The 20,244-nt window shown below is 65.9% G+C and carries 17 protein-coding genes and 1 pseudogene; 13 read left to right on the top strand and 5 right to left on the bottom strand.

The window, feature by feature from the left end; all coding sequences use genetic code 11:
* Positions 1 to 96: 96 nt before the first annotated feature.
* Entirely contained in the window at positions 97 to 1,119 is a 1,023-nt protein-coding gene (locus B0G62_RS27260; RefSeq protein ID WP_103707288.1) for a glycosyltransferase family 2 protein, read from the bottom strand.
* Between the two features lie 318 nt (positions 1,120 to 1,437).
* Here B0G62_RS27260 and B0G62_RS27255 point away from each other — a divergent pair, with 318 nt between their 5' ends.
* From B0G62_RS27255 to B0G62_RS27240, 4 genes and pseudogenes are all read left to right on the top strand, one after another.
* Positions 1,438 to 2,544 (top strand): aromatic acid exporter family protein, encoded by a 1,107-nt coding sequence (locus B0G62_RS27255; RefSeq protein ID WP_103707287.1) that lies wholly within the window; start codon positions 1,438 to 1,440, stop codon positions 2,542 to 2,544.
* Positions 2,545 to 2,696: 152 nt separating this feature from the next.
* A pseudogene (locus B0G62_RS27250) lies at positions 2,697 to 3,845 on the top strand (cysteine desulfurase family protein); the annotation flags it as partial.
* A 123-nt stretch (positions 3,846 to 3,968) separates the two neighbouring features.
* Positions 3,969 to 4,925, top strand: coding sequence for an ROK family protein (locus B0G62_RS27245; RefSeq protein ID WP_103707285.1), 957 nt, complete (start codon positions 3,969 to 3,971; stop codon positions 4,923 to 4,925).
* A gap of 24 nt (positions 4,926 to 4,949) precedes the next feature.
* Positions 4,950 to 5,675, top strand: coding sequence for a copper homeostasis protein CutC (locus B0G62_RS27240; RefSeq protein ID WP_103707284.1), 726 nt, complete (start codon positions 4,950 to 4,952; stop codon positions 5,673 to 5,675).
* Positions 5,676 to 5,708: 33 nt separating this feature from the next.
* Here B0G62_RS27240 and B0G62_RS27235 read toward each other — a convergent pair whose 3' ends face one another.
* Positions 5,709 to 6,374: a DUF2278 family protein gene (locus B0G62_RS27235; protein ID WP_103707283.1), complete on the bottom strand. Its 666-nt coding sequence runs from the start codon at positions 6,372 to 6,374 to the stop codon at positions 5,709 to 5,711.
* A 61-nt stretch (positions 6,375 to 6,435) separates the two neighbouring features.
* Positions 6,436 to 6,945, bottom strand: coding sequence for a DUF1697 domain-containing protein (locus B0G62_RS27230; protein ID WP_103707282.1), 510 nt, complete (start codon positions 6,943 to 6,945; stop codon positions 6,436 to 6,438).
* 142 nt (positions 6,946 to 7,087) lie between these two features.
* On the opposite strand from B0G62_RS27230, the gene B0G62_RS27225 reads away from it, so the two are divergent.
* From B0G62_RS27225 to B0G62_RS27215, 3 genes are all read left to right on the top strand, one after another.
* Positions 7,088 to 7,588 carry a flavodoxin family protein gene (locus B0G62_RS27225; protein WP_103707281.1) on the top strand — a complete coding sequence of 167 codons (501 nt, stop codon included), beginning with the start codon at positions 7,088 to 7,090 and terminating at the stop codon, positions 7,586 to 7,588.
* A 134-nt stretch (positions 7,589 to 7,722) separates the two neighbouring features.
* Entirely contained in the window at positions 7,723 to 7,929 is a 207-nt protein-coding gene (locus B0G62_RS27220; protein ID WP_103707280.1) for a hypothetical protein, read from the top strand.
* A gap of 103 nt (positions 7,930 to 8,032) precedes the next feature.
* Positions 8,033 to 8,776, top strand: coding sequence for a peptidoglycan DD-metalloendopeptidase family protein (locus tag B0G62_RS27215; RefSeq protein WP_103707279.1), 744 nt, complete (start codon positions 8,033 to 8,035; stop codon positions 8,774 to 8,776).
* 13 nt (positions 8,777 to 8,789) lie between these two features.
* Here B0G62_RS27215 and B0G62_RS27210 read toward each other — a convergent pair whose 3' ends face one another.
* The gene (locus B0G62_RS27210; protein WP_103707278.1) at positions 8,790 to 9,236 is read right to left on the bottom strand and encodes a diguanylate cyclase domain-containing protein; all 447 of its coding nucleotides are present in this window, start codon (positions 9,234 to 9,236) and stop codon (positions 8,790 to 8,792) included.
* 207 nt (positions 9,237 to 9,443) lie between these two features.
* Here B0G62_RS27210 and B0G62_RS27205 point away from each other — a divergent pair, with 207 nt between their 5' ends.
* From B0G62_RS27205 to B0G62_RS27185, 5 genes are all read left to right on the top strand, one after another.
* Positions 9,444 to 11,456, top strand: coding sequence for an SPFH domain-containing protein (locus tag B0G62_RS27205; RefSeq protein ID WP_244193394.1), 2,013 nt, complete (start codon positions 9,444 to 9,446; stop codon positions 11,454 to 11,456).
* 81 nt (positions 11,457 to 11,537) lie between these two features.
* Positions 11,538 to 12,578, top strand: coding sequence for a protease modulator HflC (gene hflC, locus B0G62_RS27200; RefSeq protein ID WP_244193393.1), 1,041 nt, complete (start codon positions 11,538 to 11,540; stop codon positions 12,576 to 12,578).
* Entirely contained in the window at positions 12,575 to 13,609 is a 1,035-nt protein-coding gene (gene hflK / locus B0G62_RS27195) for a protease modulator HflK (RefSeq protein ID WP_103707276.1), read from the top strand. Before hflC ends, hflK begins: the two co-directional genes overlap by 4 nt.
* A complete protein-coding gene (locus tag B0G62_RS27190; protein WP_244193392.1) occupies positions 13,606 to 15,570 on the top strand; it encodes a heavy metal translocating P-type ATPase in 1,965 nt (654 codons plus the stop codon). The genes hflK and B0G62_RS27190 overlap by 4 nt, the downstream gene beginning before the upstream one ends.
* Positions 15,571 to 15,580: 10 nt before the next feature.
* Positions 15,581 to 16,183: a GNAT family N-acetyltransferase gene (locus tag B0G62_RS27185; RefSeq protein WP_103707329.1), complete on the top strand. Its 603-nt coding sequence runs from the start codon at positions 15,581 to 15,583 to the stop codon at positions 16,181 to 16,183.
* Here the strand turns inward: B0G62_RS27185 and B0G62_RS27180 are convergent.
* Positions 16,180 to 18,570: a DNA polymerase II gene (locus tag B0G62_RS27180; RefSeq protein WP_244193391.1), complete on the bottom strand. Its 2,391-nt coding sequence runs from the start codon at positions 18,568 to 18,570 to the stop codon at positions 16,180 to 16,182. The genes B0G62_RS27185 and B0G62_RS27180 overlap by 4 nt on opposite strands.
* Before the next feature lie 749 nt (positions 18,571 to 19,319).
* Here B0G62_RS27180 and phaP point away from each other — a divergent pair.
* Positions 19,320 to 19,895, top strand: a complete 576-nt coding sequence (gene phaP / locus B0G62_RS27170) for a TIGR01841 family phasin (protein WP_103707275.1) — start codon at positions 19,320 to 19,322, stop codon at positions 19,893 to 19,895.
* Positions 19,896 to 20,244: the final 349 nt, after the last annotated feature.

The raw sequence follows: 20,244 nt of genomic DNA, 5'->3' as shown, positions 1-20,244 counted from the left end.
GACATACTAGCGGGAATGGCCGATAGCTGCGTTCAAGCTGAGTGTCGCACCGCATCTCGATCAAACGCCGCATGAAAACCGCAGCACGCTCGAACATCAAGGAACACGCGTGCGCGTCACGTTCACGCCTTGTTCGTCGTTCTCGAATCGCTGCGCAGGCGCGGATTGCCGCGCGAGCCACGCGCTTTTCCAGATCATGAGCAGGTGATAGTAAAGCCGCACGCTCAAACCGAAGCGGTACGCATACAAATGCGTCAGCGCGAGATTCAGCCCCGCGCGCGCCTGCCGGTTGCGCGCCAGCAGCGAGACCACGATCGGCACGAGCCGGTGCAAGGCCAGGCGGCGCGCCGGTTCGAGTTCGGGTGGCAGCGTGAGGGCTTCGAGAAAACGCCATGCGGCCAGCGACGACGCGCCAGGCGTGAGGCGCGTGGCCTGCGAGACCGATTGCGCGGTCTTGCGATAGCACGAGACATATTCGTCGACATAACAGACGTCTCGTGCCGCCAGACATAAACGCACGCCGAACACGAAATCGCAGCACACCGCGAACTGCTCATTGTCGCCAGCGCCATAGCCGATGCGCTTTACGAGCGCGGCGTTGGCCAGCCAGCCGTTGTTCGGAAACATCTGCACGATGCCGGTGCGCCCCGCGAGACGCTGCAAACCGGCTGCAGCCGCCGTACGGTGATACGCCCGGTTCATGCGCCCGCTTGCGGCCTGATCGATCCGGCCGGACGCGTCGGCCTCATATTGTTTGCCGAATGCGGCTTCGATGCCGGGATGAAGTGCCCATTGCGCGAGCAGCCGCTCGATGGCCGTATCGAGCAGAAAATCGTCGTCGTGAATTAACAGGATCTTGTCGCCGCTCGCGCGTTCAAAAAGGCTCGCGACGTTGCGCGCCTGACCGAGCGCGGGCACATTGCGCCGATAAACAATGCGCGCGTCGTGCGCAAAGCGCCGGGCGATCAAATGTCCGGTGTGCGTATCCGGCGAATCGTCGCCGATCACGATTTCAATGTTCGAGTGCGTCTGCGCAAGACACGATTCAATGCAGCGGATCAGCAGATCCGGGCGATTGTAGGTGGGCAGACAGATAGAGACTCTCGTTGTTATGGTCATGGGTCTCCCCCAACTGAAAAGCCTGATAAAGGTTCGCATGGCGAACGCCAAACAGCTGGCATGACGGTAAGGGATAAAAACCCGAAAGAAATAGAAAATAAATCGAAAGGTGATTGAATGCGGGAAAACGCTGATTTAAAAGGAATTAAAGCCGTATCATCAGATGATTTGAAGAGTAAGTGAGCGTTTCATTGCTGAAGTCAGCTTTGCCGTTGTCAGTGACGGACGGCGTGCAAGACGGCGCGAACATGCAAGGGATTTCGCAGGAATGCGGGCGGGTCGATTAGCATCTTGGCTTTAAAGCGCTGCCTCGCCGCCATGACGCCCAACACCTACTTCCACAAGCCGCTCACGCCATTTCGCCGCGCGCTCGCGCGTTTCTCCCTTTCCGAAATGGCGAAATACACGAAGCTCACGCTCGGCATGTGGATCGGCTTCGCGATTCCCTATCACTACGGCTATCCGGACGCCGCCGTCGCGCTGGCCGGATCGACGATGCTCACGCTTGCGCTCGGCAGTTCGATTTCCGCCGCGCGTGGCTATTTCTACAAGCGCGTCACGTCGAACCTGGTGGCGATGCCGATCGGCACGCTCTTGATCTGGCTAACCGCGCCGCATCTCTGGCTCGGCGTGTTGCTGCTGCCGATCGTGATCTTCGCGATCGTGCGCGTGAAGCCCTCGGTGTTCCAGATGACCAGCATCACCGTGCCGATGACGCTCGTGCTCTACACCGGCGAGCATATTGCGCTGCTGGAGCAACGCCTGATCGGCGTGGTGCTAGGGATGCTGCTTGGCTTCATCATCCAGCAGATCGTGTTTCCGCCCGATCACGGCTTTTGGGCCAATACGCTCGTCAACGAGGGCAATGAACGCGCGCTCAAACTGCTCGACGAGATTGCCTGCGGCACGCTGGATCGCTCGCAGTTGCGCACGGCGACGGCTGCGCTGCGTACATCGAGCAGTAATCTGAAAGAAGCGCACGACCTGCTCAAGGCCGATCTCGCGCAATCGTGGGTGTCGGCGCATCTGGAGCGCAATCGCGTGCGCGTGCCGCTTTTCTGGTGCTATCACGAACTGTTCGATTCAGTCGTCAATTTTCTGGAGACATTCGACACCTTCAACACGCAATTCGAAACCTTGAATGCGCAATGGAAAGAGGATTTCCGGCAAGGGCTCGCGCGCCTTGTCGAAGCGCATCACCAACTCGCGCAAGTCGCCGATCTGCGTGTCGAAAGGCCGAGTCTGACGATGCGGCCTCTGCCCACGTCGGCGCTGCACGCGCTGGTCGAAGCGTTGCCCGCCGCGGGCGTGTACACGAGCGTCTATCTCGGCCATCTGACCGGCTACGGCATCCTGCTGTCGCGCCTGAACGCCATGCATACGGAGCATCTGGGCGACGCTGCACAGCAGGTGGCGACGTCATAACAGAGTCGTTGCAGCAGCCATTTTTTCGCTCCGTCGCGATAAAGAGAAAATAATTCTTCATCAACGCGCAGGCGGCGCTTAATTTGGAACCACTTTCTACAAGGTGCCGCGTAGCATAAGTCCCCATTCAAGACGCAATCGAGCAAAACAGCATGGGCGACACACTGCATTATTTCGACTACGCGGCCACGACGCCGGCCGACCCGCGCGTGATCGCGGCCATGTGCGAATGCCTCGGCATGGACGGCGCATTCGGCAATCCGGCCTCAAGCTCCCATGCGGCGGGCGTGAAGGCGCGCGGTCTCGTCGAGCAGGCGCGTACGCAGGTGGCTGCGCTGATCGGCGCGGCGGCCGACGAAATCGTCTGGACCTCGGGCGCGACCGAGTCGAATAATCTCGCCCTCAAAGGTTTCGCCGAAACGGCCACGCGCCGCCATCTCGTCACGAGCTGCCTCGAACACAAGGCGATTCTCGACACCATGGCGAGCCTCGAAAAGCGCGGTATGCCGGTGAGCTACGTGCTTCCGGACGCAGACGGCAATATCGGCGTCAACGCGGTGAAAGCGGCTCTGCGGGAGGACACCGGCCTCGTGTCGCTGATGCTGGTGAACAACGAGATCGGCACGCTCACCGACATCGCGGCCATCGCGCCGCTCGTGCACGAGGCGGGCGCGCTGCTGCACGTGGATGCGGCACAGGCGCTCGGCAAGACGCCGATCGACGTGAAGGCGATGGGCATCGATCTGCTGTCGATGTCGGCGCACAAGGTATATGGGCCCAAGGGCATCGGCGCGCTCTATGTGAGCCGCGAGGCGGCTGCGCGCATCGCGCCGCAGATGCACGGCGGCGGTCACGAGCGCGGCCTGCGCTCGGGGACGCTGGCGACGCACCAGATCGTCGGCATGGGCACGGCCTGCGCGCTGGCGGCGCAGCAGATGGGCGCGGACACGCAGCGTATCGCGCAACTCGCGCAGCAGTTGCTCGACGGCGTGCGCGATCTGGAGATCGTCACGCAGAACGCGCGCAACGCGCGCCGCATTCCGCACACGCTGAGCCTCACGATCGATTCGAACGGCTTCTTCCCGTTCATGCTGGCGACCGATCTGGCCGTGTCGTCCACATCGGCGTGCAATTCCGCTTCGGGCGCGCCCTCGCATGTGCTGAGCGCGATCGGCCTGAACGCCGAAGCGGCCAGCCGCACGCTGCGCTTTAGCCTCGGTCGCTACACGAGCGCGCAAGACGTCGATCACGCGATTGCCTGCATCCGCGCAGTGGTCGCGCAATGCACGCCTCGCGTGAGCGCATAGCGACGCGAGGCATAAGCCCATAAACTAGCGGGCGAGACAGCGCCCCTCCCGCGCCGCCTGGAGGCTTCCCGGCGGCGCGCGCATTTTGCGCGGGCGCATTGGCGATATGAGCATTGGATGTCCGATCCCGTCACTTCCACTCACGAAACCACGATCTACGCCGCGGATATCGGCGGCTCGTTCATGCGCCTCGCGGCCTGCGCGCCGGATGGCTCGCTCACGCTGCTCGCGAAGCAGCCGACTCCCGCGCACGACTGGACGCAGTTCGCCGATGCGCTTGGCGCGCTGCTAAACGCGCACGCGCATCTCGACACTTCGCACCCTCGCGCGCCGCTCGCGCTGTCCATCGCCGGGCTGATCGATCCGCTCGACGGCGTGGCGTTTTCCGCGAATCTCCCCTGCATCACGGGCCGCCGGCTCGCCAGCGAACTCTCGGCGCACCTGAACCGCGCCGTGTGCGCCGCCAATGACGCCGATTGCCTCGCGCTTGCCGAGGCGGTGTCGGGCGCGGGCGCGGGGCATCGCGTGGTGTTCGCCGCCGTGCTGGGAACGGGTGTGGGCGGCGGTCTCGTCGCCGATGGCAGGCTGATACGCGGTGCGGACGGCGTGGCGGGCGAGTGGGGGCATGGGCCGATCGTCAATTCGCATTGCGTGATCGATGGCGCAACGCTCGACGTGCCGCGCTTCGCGTGCGGCTGCGGGCAGACGGGCTGTGTCGATACGATCGGCGGCGCGCGGGGCATCGAGCGCCTGCACGCGCACCTGCATGGCAAGCGCGAGAACAGCCACGCGATACTCGCCGCGTGGCAGCAAGGCGACGCCGCCGCGACGCGCACGCTTCACGTCTGGCGCGAACTGGTCGCCGACCCGCTTGCCGCCGTCGTCAACGTGACGGGCGCCTCGGTGGTGACCGTGGGCGGCGGCCTCGCGTCGGCGGCTGCTCTGATCGAACAGCTCGATCAAGCCGTGCGTGCGCGTGTGCTGCATCGGCGTGCGCAGCCGCTCGTCGTGCCGGGCCGTTATCGCGACGAGGGCGGCCTGATTGGCGCGGCGTGGCTCGCGCGGCAAATATAAATGCGCTTGAAATCGAGGTTCAATATGCCCGTCCTGCTCGAAGTCTGCGTCGATAGCGCCGATGGCCTCGAAGCCGCCATCGCGGGCGGCGCGGATCGCATCGAATTGTGTTCCGCGCTCGATCTTGGCGGACTCACGCCCACGCCGGGGCTGATCGCGGCGGCATCGCGCGCGCCCATCCCGGTCTACGCGATGATCCGCCCACATGCGCGCTCGTTCGTCTGGACGCCCGCCGATGCGGCCGCGATGCTGGCGGAAATCGACGCCGTGCGCGCGGCGGGTCTTGCGGGCGTGGTGCTGGGTGCGGCGTTGTCCGATAGCGCGCTCGACGTGGCGTTGCTGGAGACACTGCAGTCGCGTTCGAGAGGACTCGGCGCCACGTTGCATCGCGTGTTCGATCTCGTTCCCGATTCGGCGCGCGCGCTCGAAGCGGCCATCGCGCTGGGCTTCGAGCGCATCCTTACGTCGGGCGGCGCGGCGCGCGCGCAAGATGGGCTGGCCATGCTCGGCGCGCTTGTGCAGCAGGCGGCGGGCCGCATCGGCATCATGCCGGGCAGCGGGGTATCGGCGGCCAATGTCGCGCGCATTGTCCAAAGCGTGGGCGCGCAGGAAGTGCATGCGTCGTGCCGCGAGACGCTCGCGTACGACGACAGCAAAGGCGTCGAACTGGGATTTTTTCCCGCGCGTCAGGGCATCACGTCCGTGGGCGCGGTGCAGGCGCTCAGGCGCGCGCTTGGCGCTATCGGCTGAAAGGGCTGAGCGCGCGCGGCAATGCGGGGGCCGTCACGAAATCGGCTTCGAATCCGCCGTGGGATTGCCCAGATCGTCGGTCGGCAGATACTGCTGGTCGAACGCGGCCACGTAGAGCGCCCATTGCGGTTCGCCCAGATCGACGAGTAGCGCGCCGTCCTGCCAGATGTCGTTGTGATCGTTGCTGTCGTCGCCGGGACGATGGATGAACGCGCCCTTCGACCCCTGATTCATGTGGATGTCGTGCACGCCATCGCCTTCGCTGTAGAAGCGGCCGAACACATAGACGTCGTTGCCCGCCTGCTGGGCGCGCAGCAACAGACGCTGGAGCGTGGCGACGGGCTCGACGGCGTCGGTGCCGTCCATCACGTCGCTGTCGCGCCACTTGCCGGTGTCGTCGAGAAAATCGCTGCGCTGGAAGTCGATGGCGGGCAGCGCGGCCTGGCCGGTCAGGTTCTGCGAGCCGGACGCAGCTTCCTTGAGCGTAGCGAGCACCGCATGGCGAAAATCGAATAGCAGTTTGTACTTGAGCAGGTCGTCCGCGTCGGTGGTGCCGACGTTGACCGCGACATCCCATTGCGCGCCCGCGACCGAGAGGCCGAAGTGCAGGTGGTACTGCACTTCATGGGGCTGCCGCGTGGGCTTGAGTTGCGGCGCCGTCACGATCTTGCCCTTCGCAAAGCCGTAAGGAAGCGACATCTTTCACCTCTCCTCAAGAGAAACACACCATCGTAGGCGCGTTGCGTGACAGTTGTGCTGCTTACTGCGCCGCCCATTGCGCGAGCGTGGCCACGGTATTCATGTTGCGCGTCGTGCCGTCCTTCGCGGCGGCAATCTTGAGCTTCGAGCGACCGATGCCATCCGGATAAAAGACGTAGATCTCGCGCTTGCCGAGCGCAAGTTGCTCGGTGCCCTGGCCGCTGAGCGTGTCGAGCGCGTTCGCGGGCGGCGCAGCGTCCAGGAAGAGGGCGACGGTGCGTTCCGCTGGTGCATCGGCGAACGGGTTGCCGGCGAGTATGGCGGCCATTTCGTGGGCATTGCGCAGCAGCACGCCCACGGGCTTGCCGGCGTACTCTTCGAGCCTGTGTTCGAGCCGCTTCTTGACGCTTGCCGCCGCGAGCCGGCTTTCGAACACGACATTGCCGCTCGCGATATAGGTGCGGACGTTGGCGAAACCGAGCGCCTCGCACATCGCGCGCAGTTCGGGCATGGGCAGTTTGCCGGTGCCGCCGACGTTCACGGCACGCAGCAGAGCGATATAGGCAGGCATTGGTCCATGATACGCGCAACGCCCAGGGTGACTGCCGCGAACGGCACGCACGGTATCATCGCTTTCGCGCGGCGTGCCCTTCCGGCGGCTGGCGGATGATGAACCCCAACGCAACCCCAACGCAACCTCACGCAACCCAGGCATGAAGACGCTGCTGATCGTTTATCACACGATGACTGGAGGCACGCAGCAGATGGCCGAGGCGGCCGAGGCCGCCGCGCGCGAACAGGCGGATGCGCGCAGCCTCACGGTCAAACTGCAACGCGCCCACGAGACGCAGCCCGCCGACGTGCTCGACGCCGACGGCTACCTGTTCGCGACGCCCGAAAATCTCGCGGCCATTGCCGGACTCATGAAGGACTTCTTCGACCGCTGCTATTACGCGGCGCTCGATCGCGTGAATGGCCGCCCCTATGCGGCCATGATCTGTGCGGGCAGCGACGGCCAGAACGCCCTGCGCCAGATCGAGCGGATCGCCACGGGCTGGCGACTGAAGCCTGTCGCAGATGGCCTCATCGTCTGCACGCATGCGCAGACGCCCGCGCGCATTCTTGCGCCCAAAACCATCGGCGCCGACGATCTCACGCGTTGCGCGGAACTGGGCGCGGGCCTCGCGGCGGGGCTGGTGCTCGGCGTGTTCTGATTAACTTTGCAGCAGTATCGTAAAGAATTGTCAGGGCTGACGCGACACCGTCAACTCCGATGCAGGGCTGGCGTTTATGCGGGAGACGACCCGCCTGCGGGTCGATTCTCAACCCGTTACCAGCAGGGGTCGCCATGAAACGTATTCTTTTCGCCAGCTTTGCATTGCTTGCCTGCGCCACAGCGTTTGCTCAAGCGCCATCGGCTTCGGAACACCCTCACCACCACCACGGCAAGCATCGCAAGACCCACCACGCGCAAGCGAAGCATCACGAAAACCACAAGAGCGATTCCGTGGCCGACCGCGCCGAGCCGCTCGAATCCGCCGATTTCACGCGTTGAGCCGCGCGATCGCGCGTGATGGGCGCGCCCCAAAACTGAGATGGGATCCGACGCGCGTCTTCCATAATGCTTCGCGCAATCAAACAGGCAGGATAACGAATTAATGAGATCGAGCATCAGTACGCGGTGGGGCCGGGCAGCATACGGTGGCCTGCTCGCCGCGAGCGTCGCCCTGTCGGGGTGCGCGGCATTCCAGGGCGCCGCCGACACAACCGTCTTCACGGCCAGTTGCAGGAACGTGATCGCGGGCTATTACTGCGTGCAGCCCGGTGACACGCTCGACAGCATCGCCTATGGCTTCGGGCGCAAGCCGGACGACATCGCGCACTGGAACGGCCTCGCGCCCGGTGCGACCTTGCAGGTGGCGAAGTTGCTGCGCGTGGCGCCGCCGGACTGGACCGCATTGCAACGCCCGACGTCGGGCACGGCTTCGGCGCCCGCATCACCGGCGCAGCAGGCCCACGCTGGCCAGTTCATCTGGCCTGTCAGCGGGGTGGTGGTGCATGAATTCGGCGTGGACGGCTCGCGCGGCATCGAAATCGCCGGGCGCGCGGGCACGCCGGTCAGGGCGGCGGCGGCGGGGCGGGTCGTCTATGCGGGCAGCGGCATCAAGTCTTATGGCCTGATGGTCATCGTCAAGCACGACGACGGCTACGTCACCGCCTACGGCAACAATCGCAAGATCCTCGTTCACGAAGGCGATAAGGTGACGCAGGGCATGACCATTGCCGAAATGGGCACGCGCGGCGGCGGCCAGGCGCTGCTACAGTTCGAGATGCGCGAAGGCAGTCATGCGGTCGATCCGCTTGCGCATCTGCCGGCGGGGTCGGGGCCGGTGGCGGAATGAGGGGGCGGCCCTGTCAGGGCGACAGCGGCGACGCCATTGACGACGCGTCGCGCGCTCCGTTCATATCCGCGGGCGCAACCCGATTGCGGCCCGCCCGCCTGGCCGCATAGAGCGCGGCGTCGGCGGCTTCTATCGGCGCGTGCGGCGTGACGGCAACATCGGCCAGGCCGCTCGTGGCGCAGCCCGCGCTCACGGTGATCTGTCCGACTGAGGCTGGCGTGGGAGTCATCAGTTCCACGACCGCCGCGCGAACATGCTCCGCGATCGCCCCCACTTCCTGCGCGTCCGTATCGGGCAGCACCAGCGCGAATCCCTCGCCGCCATAGCGTGCGACGAAGTCACCGGGACGCAGCGCGCCGCAAGCGCGAGTGCGTCGGCGATGAGCGCCTGTTTGCGTGTCGCCGGTGCTATGAGCAAGCCCTCCATGAGTCGCGTGTGGCGTCCTGTCGTGCGTTGTTATCGCTGCGAGGCAATGTCACAACCGCCACAACCTACACGCCTGGTCAGCGTATTGTGCTCCGATTCCCTGCGCGTCGGTGCGGGTGCGGACCCGCGCCAAGGTTGAGTTTCCGAATCGAGCGCGCTACATTGGGGCGCGCCTGGGGCCACGCAGCACCTGGCGCATCATGCCAATGCAATCCTCGTAAATTCCCTGTAAGGAGCCCGGATGGTGCAGCGCGCAGTGCGCGAGAGTCGCGAAGCTCGCGGGTGGTTCGCCGGCCGCGACGGCGAAACCCGGCTGGGTGCCTGCGCGTTGGGCCTGGCCGTCGTGTGCGGCGTGCTCGCGCTGGTGCCGCGTTTGCCCTTCGACGCGCGCTGGTGCGCGGTGCTGGCGAGCGCAAGCCTCGACATTCTGATTGCCGTGCTCGGTACGCGGCTCTATGCCGGGCGCATTACGACGACGCCCGCCGATCGCGTCCCGCTCTGGAAGACGCTGCTCGGACTTGCACAGCTGGCTTTTCGGCAAAAGGCGGGCAAAGGCAAACGAAACAATACAAGCGATGACAGCGGCGAGGGCGCCCAGCCGCAAGCCGAAGCCATCCACGCCGATGTCCGTGCGCTCTTGCGAGCCTTGCCCTGGCGGCCTTGCGCCGTGCCGCTGCTGGCGCTCGTTTCGCTCGCTTACGCGGCGCTCGCGTGGCAGCGTCCCGCCTTCGAGGCCAATGCGGGCAATGCCGTCAACGCGCAGGCTCCGCTATTCGTGGCGGGCGCCTGTGCGCTGGCGCTGGCCTTCGGCGTACTGCTCGCCGAGCGCATGTATGCCCACCATGGCGAGCGCTCGACGTCCGCCCATTCCCTGGCGGCCCTGCTGCGCGTGTTGCTCGTCGCGGCGCTGGGCGCGGCGGCCTCGGTGGCGCTGACTGCCTACGCCGGCGCATCCCCTACGTGGCTCGTGCGACTCGTCGCCGTATTGAGCGGCGCGGTGGCGATCGAACTGGCGGCGCGCGCCGCATGGGCGTGGTTTTCCGCGCCCGCGCCGCAGGCCGGCGAAGTATGGACGCTCTCCAGCACGATCGCGCAAGCCATGCGTGCGCACGCGCGCCCGTTCGCGGCGCTCGACGAGCAACTGCGTGCGCGTTATGGCATCGATCTGCGCCAGAACTGGGCGCTGCAAAGCTTCGCGCGCCTCTTGCCCGCCACGCTCGCCGTCATGCTGCTGGCGGGCTGGCTGCTGGGCGGCGTGACGATCCTCGGGCCCGACCAGCGGGCGGTGTACGAGCGTTTCGGCGCACCGGCGGCCGTGTGGCAACCGGGCCTGCACGTCGGCTTGCCCTGGCCGTTTGGCCGTGCGCGCGTGATCGACAACGGCGCGATCCATCAACTGATCGTCTCGGGCAGCGCGGGCGACGATATCAACGATCCCAACGCCGGTCAGCGCGCCGCGCCGACCGTAGCCCAGGTCCCCGCCGACGGCCGCACGCCCGCGCAACTCGATCGCCTCTGGGACGTCGCGCACCCGTGGGAAACCACTCAGGTGATTGCGGGCACGAGCGGCGACCAGCAGGCTTTCCAGATCGTCAGCGCCGATGTGCGGCTCGATTACCGCATCGGCCTGTCCGACGCGGCGGCGCGCGCCGCCCTTTATCGCGCCGTCGATCTCGACCAGACCGTCCGCTCGATTGCGAATCGTGAGGTCGTGCGCTATCTCGCCTCGCGCACGCTGCCGGCGCTGCTCGACACGCCGCAGACCGCGATGGCCGCGACACTGCGCGGCGTCGTGCAACATGAGCTTGACCGGGCGATTGGCGGTATCGAAGTCGTGGCGGTGGTGATCGAGAGCGTGCATCCGCCGGCGGGCGCGGCGGCGGCCTATCACGGCGTGCAGGCCGCGCAGATCCGCGCCGAGGCGAGCGTGGTCGAAGCGCGCGGCTTCGCGGCGGCGACCGTGGGCGGCGCGCAGCGGCAGGCGATCGAGGCCGTCGCGCAAGGCAGCGCGAACGGCGCGGACGCGCTTGCGGTCGCGCGCGTGCAACAGGCGGGCTTCGACGCCGATGTGATCGCGCAGGGCCTGGGCGGCCCCGCGTTCGCCTTCGAGTACTACCTGCATGCGCTGCAAAAAGGCCTGCAAAACGCGAATCTGACCATTATCGACGATCGCCTCGCAAGCGGCGGGCGCGCGACCTTCGACCTGCGCTCGCTCACGCCCGCGGCGGCGCAGGGCGTGCGGCCCGCCTGGTAAGCGATGACGCTGCCGCGCCGCTTCGGAAACGCATTTGCACACGCATCGAACGCAATCATTCTTTAGCAAGGTGACTTGAACGTGGGTTTCATACACACACCCGATGGGCATCACCATCATCATGGTCACTCGCACGGCCAGCCCGGCGCGCCCGTGAACCGTCCGCGCTTCGCATTGCGCGTGGCGCTGGCGGCGCTGTGCGTGATCGTCGCGCTCGTGGTCGCCAGCTTCGTGCAGGTGCGAGAGGGTGAAGCCGCTGTCGTCACGCGCTTCGGCGACCCGGTGCGCGTGCTGCTGCAGCCGGGGCTGGCCTGGCGTCTGCCCGCGCCGATCGAGGCGGTGGTCCCCGTCGATCTGCGCCTGCATACGACGTCGAGCGGCCTGCAGGACGTGGGCACGCGCGACGGGCTGCGCATCATCGTGCAGGCCTACGTGGCGTGGCGCGTGCCCGCCAACGCGAACGACATCGGCCGCTTCGTGCGCGCGGTGCGCAACGAGCCCGACGAAGCCGCGCGGCAGATCCGCTCGCTGGTCGGCTCGGCGTTGCAGACCACTTCGGCGGGCTTCGATCTCGCCTCGCTCGTCAATACGGACCCCGGCCAGGTGCGTATCGGCGCGTTCGAGGAGGCGCTGCGCCGCCAGGTCGACGCGCAGGTCTATGCCGCTTACGGCGTGCATGTGGTGCAGGTGGGGCTGGAACGCCTGACGCTGCCCGCCGTGACGCTCGCGGCGACGGTCGAGCGCATGCGCGCCGAACGCGAGACCGTGGCCGCGCAGCGCACCGCCGAAGGCAATCGCGAAGCCGCGCAGATCCGCTCGGATGCCGACCGCGACGCGCGCGTGCTGATCGCCGACGCCAACGTCAAAGCCGCCGATATCGAGGCGCAATCGCGCAAGGACGCGGCGGCGATCTACGGCAAGAGCTACGCGGCCGATCCGCAGCTCTACACGATGCTGCGTTCCCTCGACACGCTCGGCACGGTGGTCAACACGAACACCAACCTGATCCTGCGCACCGATGCCGCGCCGTTTCGCGCGCTCGTGCAGGGGCCGCCGGGCATCGGCGCGCCCGCCAACGCGGCCGCCGCGCCGCCCGCGCGCAGCCACGGACCGTCCCGATGAGCGCGCCCGGTTTTCAGCCCACGCTCGGGCCGGGCGCCCAGACGGTGCGCCTGTCGTTCTGGTTCGTCGCCGCGCTGGCAGTGGTGGCGGCGCTCGCCTGGGCTAGCTCGAACGTGCGCCGCATTCCCGCCGATAGCAGCGCCGTCGTGACGCGCTTCGGCGCCTATGTGCGTGCGCAGGGCGCGGGGCTGCTGGTGGCCTGGCCGCGCCCCTTCGAAGAGGTTCAACTCGTGCCGGGCAGCCAGCGCGTGCTCGAACATCGTGTGAGCGCGCTTGAACGTGACCCCGGCGCACCGGCCACGCTCGGCCTCGACAGCGACGCCGAGGCCGGTTCCGGCTACGTGCTGACGGGCGACAACGGCGTGGTGCAACTGAGCGCGACGCTGTTCTATCGCGTGAGCGACCCCTACGCCTACGCGTTGCAGCTCGCGCATCTCGACGCGGCGATCGAGCGCGTGGTGTCCGCCGCCGTGGTGGAGACGGCGGCGCAGCGCGACCTCGACGCGATCCTGGTTGCGCGCCCCGAAATGGTGTCCGCCGACCAGCAGATGGCCGTGCGCCGCGAGCAGTTGCGCGGCGACCTCGCGCGCGCGATCCAGCGTCAACTGGACGCGCTCGCCGCCGTGCACGCGGGACTCGGCATCGAAGTCGCGCGCGTCGATGTGCAGACCGTTTTTCCGGCTTCGGCCATCGATGCATTCAATGCCGTCCTGAACTCGATGCAGAACGCCGAGCGCGATGTCGCACAGGCCCGCACCGTCGCCGAAAAGACGCGCCAGGGCGCGCAGCAGAACGCCGACCGCATCGTCCAGGACGCCCAGGCCAACGCCGCCGAGCGCGTGGCGAAAGCGCAAGCGGAGACCGCGACGATCGCGCAGCTCGAAGCGGCGCTGGCCGAAAACCATGATCCGGGGCTGGTTGCGCGGGCTTACCGCGATCGCGTGCAGGCCGTGCTGGCAAAGGCGGCGCGCGTTACGACGCTCGACCCGAACGACGCATCGAGTCTCGTTCTGCCGGGGCGCGCGCCATGACGACACCGTACGAATCCGCCATGCACGACGGCAGCGCCGCGCACGACAGCCACGACGCACACGAAGTCTCCGCGCTCGCGCTATCCGCCGCCGAGCGCCGTGCGATCACGCGCCACACGCTGCTGGCGCTGCTCGCGGGCGGTTTGCTGCTGCTCTCGCTCGCGTGGCCGTGGCTCTCGCCTGCCGGCGCGCGCGGCGATGCGACGGTTGCGCAACTGCTCGCGGCGGCGGCTTCGCTGATCGTCGCGCCGCCCGTATTCGCGGGCGCGTGGCATAGCCTCAAATCGCCGAGCCTGCATGGCGTGACCGACCGCCTGATCGCGCTCGCGATGCTCGGCGCCTGGGCCGTGGGCGACATGACGACCGCTGCGCTGCTGCCCATCGTCATGACCTTCGGTCATGCGCTCGAAGAACGCAGCGTGCTGGGCTCGCAGGAAGCGATTCGCGCGCTAGGCCGCCTGACCTCGGGCAAGGTGCGGCGCGTGAGCGTGACGGGGGCGATCGAGGAAGTGGCTTACGAGGCGATTCGCGAGGGCGATCTCGTCGATGTGCTGCCGGGCGCGCGCATTCCCGCCGACGGCGTCGTGCGCGAGGGACGTTCGAGCATCGACAACGGCCCGATCACGGGCGAATCGCTGCCGCAGGACGCGGCCCAGGGCGCGAGCGTCTACGGCGGCGCGATCAACCTGGACGGGCCGCTGCGTGTCGAGATCACGCATGTCGGTCAGGCGTCGACGCTCGGCAAGGTCATCGAGCTGATGCAGCGCGCCGAAGCGGCCAAGCCGCCCATCACGCAGGCGCTCGAACGCTATATGGACGTCTACCTCGCGCTCGTGCTGCTGATCGCGGCGATCGTCTGGTTCGCGAGCGCCAACGCGCAGGCGATGCTCGCGGTCATCGTCGCGGCCTGCCCGTGCGCGCTCGTGCTGGCGGCGCCTTCGACCGCCATCGCGGGCATCGCGGCGGGGGCGCGGCGCGGCATCCTGTTTCGCAACACCGCGTTTCTCGACAAGATCGCCGAAATCGACTCGCTCGTGATCGACAAGACCGGCACCCTCACGCATGGCGAGCTGCGTCTCACGCGCACGGCATGGCAACCCGGCGTCGATGAAGCGCAGGCGCGCGAGCTGGCGGCGCGGCTCGCGGTGAGCAGCGCGCATCCGGTCTGCCGCGCGCTCGTGCGCGAAAGCGCGGTGGACGGCGGCGCGCCGCTGGCCGAAGCGCGCGAATCGCACGAATTGCGCGGCCTGGGCGTGATTGCTCAAACGTCCGAAGGTGTCGCCGTGCTGGGGCGCGCGGAGCTGCTCGCGCAGCACGTGCGGGCGCTGCCCGCCGCGCCCGCTGAAATCGACGGTCCGTGTGCGGGGCTGGCGCTCGACGGCCGTTTGCTCGCGTGGTTCGGTTTCGCCGATACGCTGCGCCCCGAAGCGCGCGCGGCGCTCGACGATCTGCGCGCGCTCGGCATCGGGCGCGAGGCGTTGGTGACGGGCGACCGCGAAAGCGTCGCGCGGCGGCTCGCGGGCGAAGTCGGCATCGCTACGGTGGTGGCGCAGGCGCTGCCGCACGACAAGCTCGATTACGTGCTCGCCGAGATCGACGCGGGACATCATCCGCTCGTGGTCGGCGACGGCCTGAACGACGTGCTGGCGATCAAGGCCGGCTCGACCAGCGTGGCGATGGGTGAGCGCGGCGTGGACATCGCGGTGGCTTCCGCCGATGTCGTGCTGCTCGCCGACGATCTGCGCCGCCTGCCCGACTGTATTCGCCTTGGCCGCGCGTGCCGCCGCATCGCGACGACCAATGCCGCGATCGGTCTTGGCTGGACCGTGGCCGTGATCGCGCTCGCGGCGCTCGGTGTGCTGAGCGCCGTGGCCAGCGCGATTCTTCATAACGTGGGCACGCTCGTCGTGATCGCCAATGCAGGGCGCCTGCTGCGCCGCGACGACGGCCCCTCGGCATGACTTCTATTCGATGAATTCGACGAGTAACACCCCCACCTTGACCGGCGAAACGGTCGAACTGCGCCCGCTGCGCGAATCCGATGCGCCCGCACTGATCGAAGCCGCCACCGATGGCGAACTCTGGAACCTCAAGGTCACCGTCGTGCCGGGGCCCGCGACCGTGGACGCCTATATCGCCCGCGCGCTCGAAGGCGAGCGCGCGGGCACGGTCATGCCGTTCGCGATCGTGCGGCGCGATGGCCGCGTGGTGGGCAGCACGCGCTTCTGGAAGATCGACCGTGCCAATCGCAAGCTGGAAATCGGCCATACGTGGCTGGCGGCATCCGCGCAGCGCTCGTCGATCAATACCGAGGCGAAGTGGCTGCTGCTGGCCTATGCCTTTGAAACGCTCGGGTGCGTGCGCGTGCAATTCACCACCGACGAACTGAACGAGAAGTCCCGCGCGGCGATTCTGCGGCTCGGTGCGCAGCAGGAAGGTATCGTGCGGCACGAACGCATCATGCCCGATGGGCGCAAACGCAATTCGGTGCGCTTTAGTATTATCGACGACGAGTGGCCGCAGGTGCGCGAAGGCCTGCGAGCGCGGCTTGGCGCGCGCGGGGAAACGCGCTAGAAGAGGCTCGCCTGCCCGGAGATCAGCGTCTCGAATGCTTCGCGCAGGAACGGCAGGATCGCATCGGCGACAGGCTGTAGCTGACGCGTGAGATAGAACGTGTAATCGGGCGGCGCGCTGAGCGTCTCCAGCGGCTCCGGTCCTACGGTCGTCATCACGTAGCTGATCCAGCCGCCGTTCTGATACTGCAGGGGGCGGCCCTTTTCAAGGTTGAATTCGTCGGCCACGCGCGCCGCGCGCACATGCGGCGGCACGTTGCGCTGGTAGTCGCTCAAGGGCCGCCGCAGACGCTTGCGAAATACGAGTTGATCGTCGAACTCTCCGGCGAGCGTGCGCCGTACGTAATCGCGCACATAGTCCGCATGCGGCTCGCGCATGAAGACGCGCCGGTAGAGTTCGCGCTGGAACTGCTGCGCAAGCGGCGTCCAGTCGGTGCGCACGGTTTCCAGGCCTTTGAACACGACTTCTTCGCCACCTTCGGCATTGCCGTCCTTCGCCAGCGACAGGCCCGCATAGCGCTTCTTGCTGCCTTCCTCGGCGCCGCGCACGGTGGGCATGAGAAAGCGCGAGTAATGACGCTCGAATTGCAGTTCGAGAGCGCTCTGGAGTCCGAATCGATTCTCCAGTTCCGCCTTCCACCACGCATTGACATGCGCGACCAGTTCGCGGCCCGTGCGTGTGGCGTCCTCTTCCGAATGCGCGCGCTTGAGCCAGACGAAGGTCGAATCGGTATCGCCGTAGATGACGTCGTAGCCTTGCGCCTCGATCAGTGCGCGCGTCTGGCGCATGATCTCGTGACCGCGCATCGTGATCGACGAGGCCAGGCGCGGATCGAAAAAGCGGCAACCCGTCGAGCCGAGTACGCCATAAAACGCGTTCATGATGATCTTCAGGGCCTGCGAAAGCGGCGCATTCTTTTGCCGCTTCGCAGCCTCGCGGCCTTCCCACACCTGGCGCACGATCTCGGGCAGACAGTGCGTCGTGCGCGAGAATCGCGCACCCAGAAAACCGGGCACGGAATGCAAGTCGTCGGGCGCGCGCAAGCCCTCGATCAGCCCGACCGGGTCGATCAGAAACGTGCGGATGATCGACGGATACAGGCTCTTGTAGTCGAGCACGAGCACCGAATCGTAGAGGCCGGGCCGCGAGTCCATCACGAAGCCGCCGGGGCTGTTCTCGCCCACCACATCGCCGAGATTGGGCGCCACGTAGCCTAGCCGATGCATACGCGGCAGATAGAGATGCGTGAACGCCGCGACCGAGCCGCCGCTGCGATCGACGGGCAGGCCCGTGACCGAGGCGCGCTCCAGCAGGAACGCCATCAGTTCGGTCTTCGCGAAGATCCGCGTGACCAGCTCGCAATCCTTGAGGTTGTAGCGCGCGAGCGCGGGCTTGTCTTCGTCGAAGCGGCGCTGGATCTCGTCCATGCGCTGATACGGATTGTCGAGCGCCTTGCCCTCGCCGAGCAGCGTTCGCGACACGTATTCGAGGCTGAACGACGGGAAGCTCCATGTCGCCGAGCGCAGCGCCTCGATCCCGTCGATGATGAGCCGGCCCGCCGCCGCCGCGAAATAGTGGTTCTGGTTGATGCTGTGCTCGCGCCACTCCATGACCGCGCCGCCGCGCCCGAGCCGCAGCGGCACGCCGTATTGCTGCGAGTGCGCATGCAGCACGCGCAGATCGAACTGTACGAGATTCCAGCCGATGATCGCGTCGGGGTCGTGCCGCGCCATCCAGGCGTTAAGGCATTCGAGCATCTGCGCGCGGTTTTCGCAGTACGCCAGATCGAAGTCGATCGCGCCGGCGTCGCCATTTTGCGGCGCGAGCATATACACCTGGCGCTGGCCGCAGCCTTCGAGCGCGATTGAATACAGTTCGCCCTGCGCGCTTGTTTCGATGTCGAGCGAGACCAGCCGCAGCGCTGGCCGGTAATCGACGGTGGGTTTCATCTCGCCGTCGATCAGCACGCCGGCATCGTCGGGCGTGCCGCGAAACAGCACGGGTGCGGTGATGAAGCGCTCCATCATGTAACGGTCGGGCGGCTGGATATCGGCTTCAAAGACGTCGATGCCCGCTTTCGCGAGGCGCTTTGCCGCGCCGGTGAGCTGACGGTATTGCGGCGCATAGAGCCCGACGACGGGGCGCTGGCGGAAGTCCTTGAGATCGAGCGGGCGCAGTTCGACGCCCCTGTCGCGTTCGAGCGCGCGCCGGGTGGCTTCGCGTTGCGCGGCCGGCACGAAGGCCACCGACGTTTGCGCACGCAGGCGCAACTGCCGCGGGCCGTCAGGCGTCGCGAGCCAGAAATCGACTTCGGTATGCGTGGGCGTGTCGCGCCAGTGGCGGGTCAGAATGAAGCCCGGCGTCAGGCCGGGTTGATGCTCGGTCACGATAGAGTTAAGCGCTGGCCTGTCTGGACTTCCGCGATTGTAACGCCGCGCGGCGAGCGTTTATGGATAGCCACGAGCGCCCGCAAGATCCGCGCTGCACCGGATCGGCCGCGCAGACGCGCGCCAGGTATCACGGCACGCCGTATTCGATGTACGGCATGACCGTGAACGGACACGTGTTGGGCAGCCCTTGGGGGCACTACGAAATTCCGCAAAGTAATTCGGAATCCTTGGTGTTGTCGCCGATTAACGCAGATTCCAGAACATTCCCTTACGCTGACAGCACTTAGTCTGTCATTGACGCTGACCGAAACTCGTTTCCCCGACGTGAAAATAGCTATCAAAGATAGGGGAGCCGGAATGGAAATTCGGCCGGACAAAATCAGTTGCTATATCGCGTCGCTCTAATTCACCGCTTTTGACTTCGGCGAATTGGGCGTATGCGGGCAGCGTATCCGACCCCGCACTCGATCCCGCATCCGGCCCTCGACGCGTCAGCGCGTGTCGATTTGCCTGACAACTGCAAGAAATAAACCCGATTCGAATCGAATTGTGCTGACTCAGGGTTTTCACCTAATTGTGTGTTGCACAAAATTGTTAAATTGATGGCTTAGAATGAAGTCTCTAATTGCGTTGTCACGAGAGCGTGCGTGTCGCGGACGTTGTCGGTCTGAGTGGTTGTGAGTCGCTTCGGATGGCGGCTCAATTTCGTCAGTCTATTTAGCATTTCTAACCATGAGGCATAGTCGATGAGCGAGTCTCCCAACGAATTTGCATCCGATCGTCTCCGGGCCCAATACCAGTCCGGCATTGCGGCATTTTTTGCATTGACGCAGCCAGCGCTTAAAAGCGTCGAAGCTGTCGTCGCGTTGAACCTTCAGGCCACGCGCGCACTACTGGCCGAAAACGAAGCGACGCTCAAGAGCGCGTTGCAGACCGCAAGTCCCGTCGAACTGTTCACGCAGCATGTGAGCGCTTCACAGCAGGCCGCCGCAAAGGCCCTATCGTACGGACGTCAGCTTTTCGATATCGCCACGCATGCGCAGGCGGAATTGACTCAGGCGGCCCAGGCGCAGGCCGAAGCGCAGCAGGAGCGCGCGAAAGCCTTTGCAGAAAGCTTTCCGCAGAATGGCCCCGCAGGATTCGCCCCGTATTTCACGACATTCAATTCCACCTTTGCGGCGTTCAATAATGCGGCAGAAACATTCCGTACCTTGACGCAGCAAACTATCGAATCGGCACGCAATCATGTGGATTCGGTAACGGCTAAAGCGATTCAGCAGCCTGCCACGCAGGAGGCTGCGGTTATTCAAGCCGCCAAATAATAGTTATTGCGTTGCCATTCAAGGCGTTCTGGAAGCAAGCGCGGCCGCAACGCTCAGGCGTTGCGCTGCGCCAGCGTCAATTTCGATTTAAAAGCCCGTGTTGAGTCAACACGCATCGTCATTGCGTATGTTCCCCGTTTTGTCATCTTTGTGTAACGGTATGCAGACACGCTCATTCGGATGTCGAGAGCGTGTCGCTGATGCGCCGTGTGGTCCGTTTTTTATGCAGCTACCCCAATAAGACTTTTTAATGCAGGAATGGAAAATGACTGACATTGTGATCGTTTCGGCCGCACGCACGGCGGTGGGTAAATTCGGTGGCTCGCTGGCGAAGGTGGCCGCGCCCGAT

Origin of the sequence: Paraburkholderia eburnea (assembly GCF_002917095.1) — a bacterium.
Classification (GTDB): Bacteria; Pseudomonadota; Gammaproteobacteria; order Burkholderiales; family Burkholderiaceae; genus Paraburkholderia; species Paraburkholderia eburnea.
Note: the sequence above shows the minus strand (reverse complement) of the source record. Positions and strands in the feature narration are given on the sequence as shown.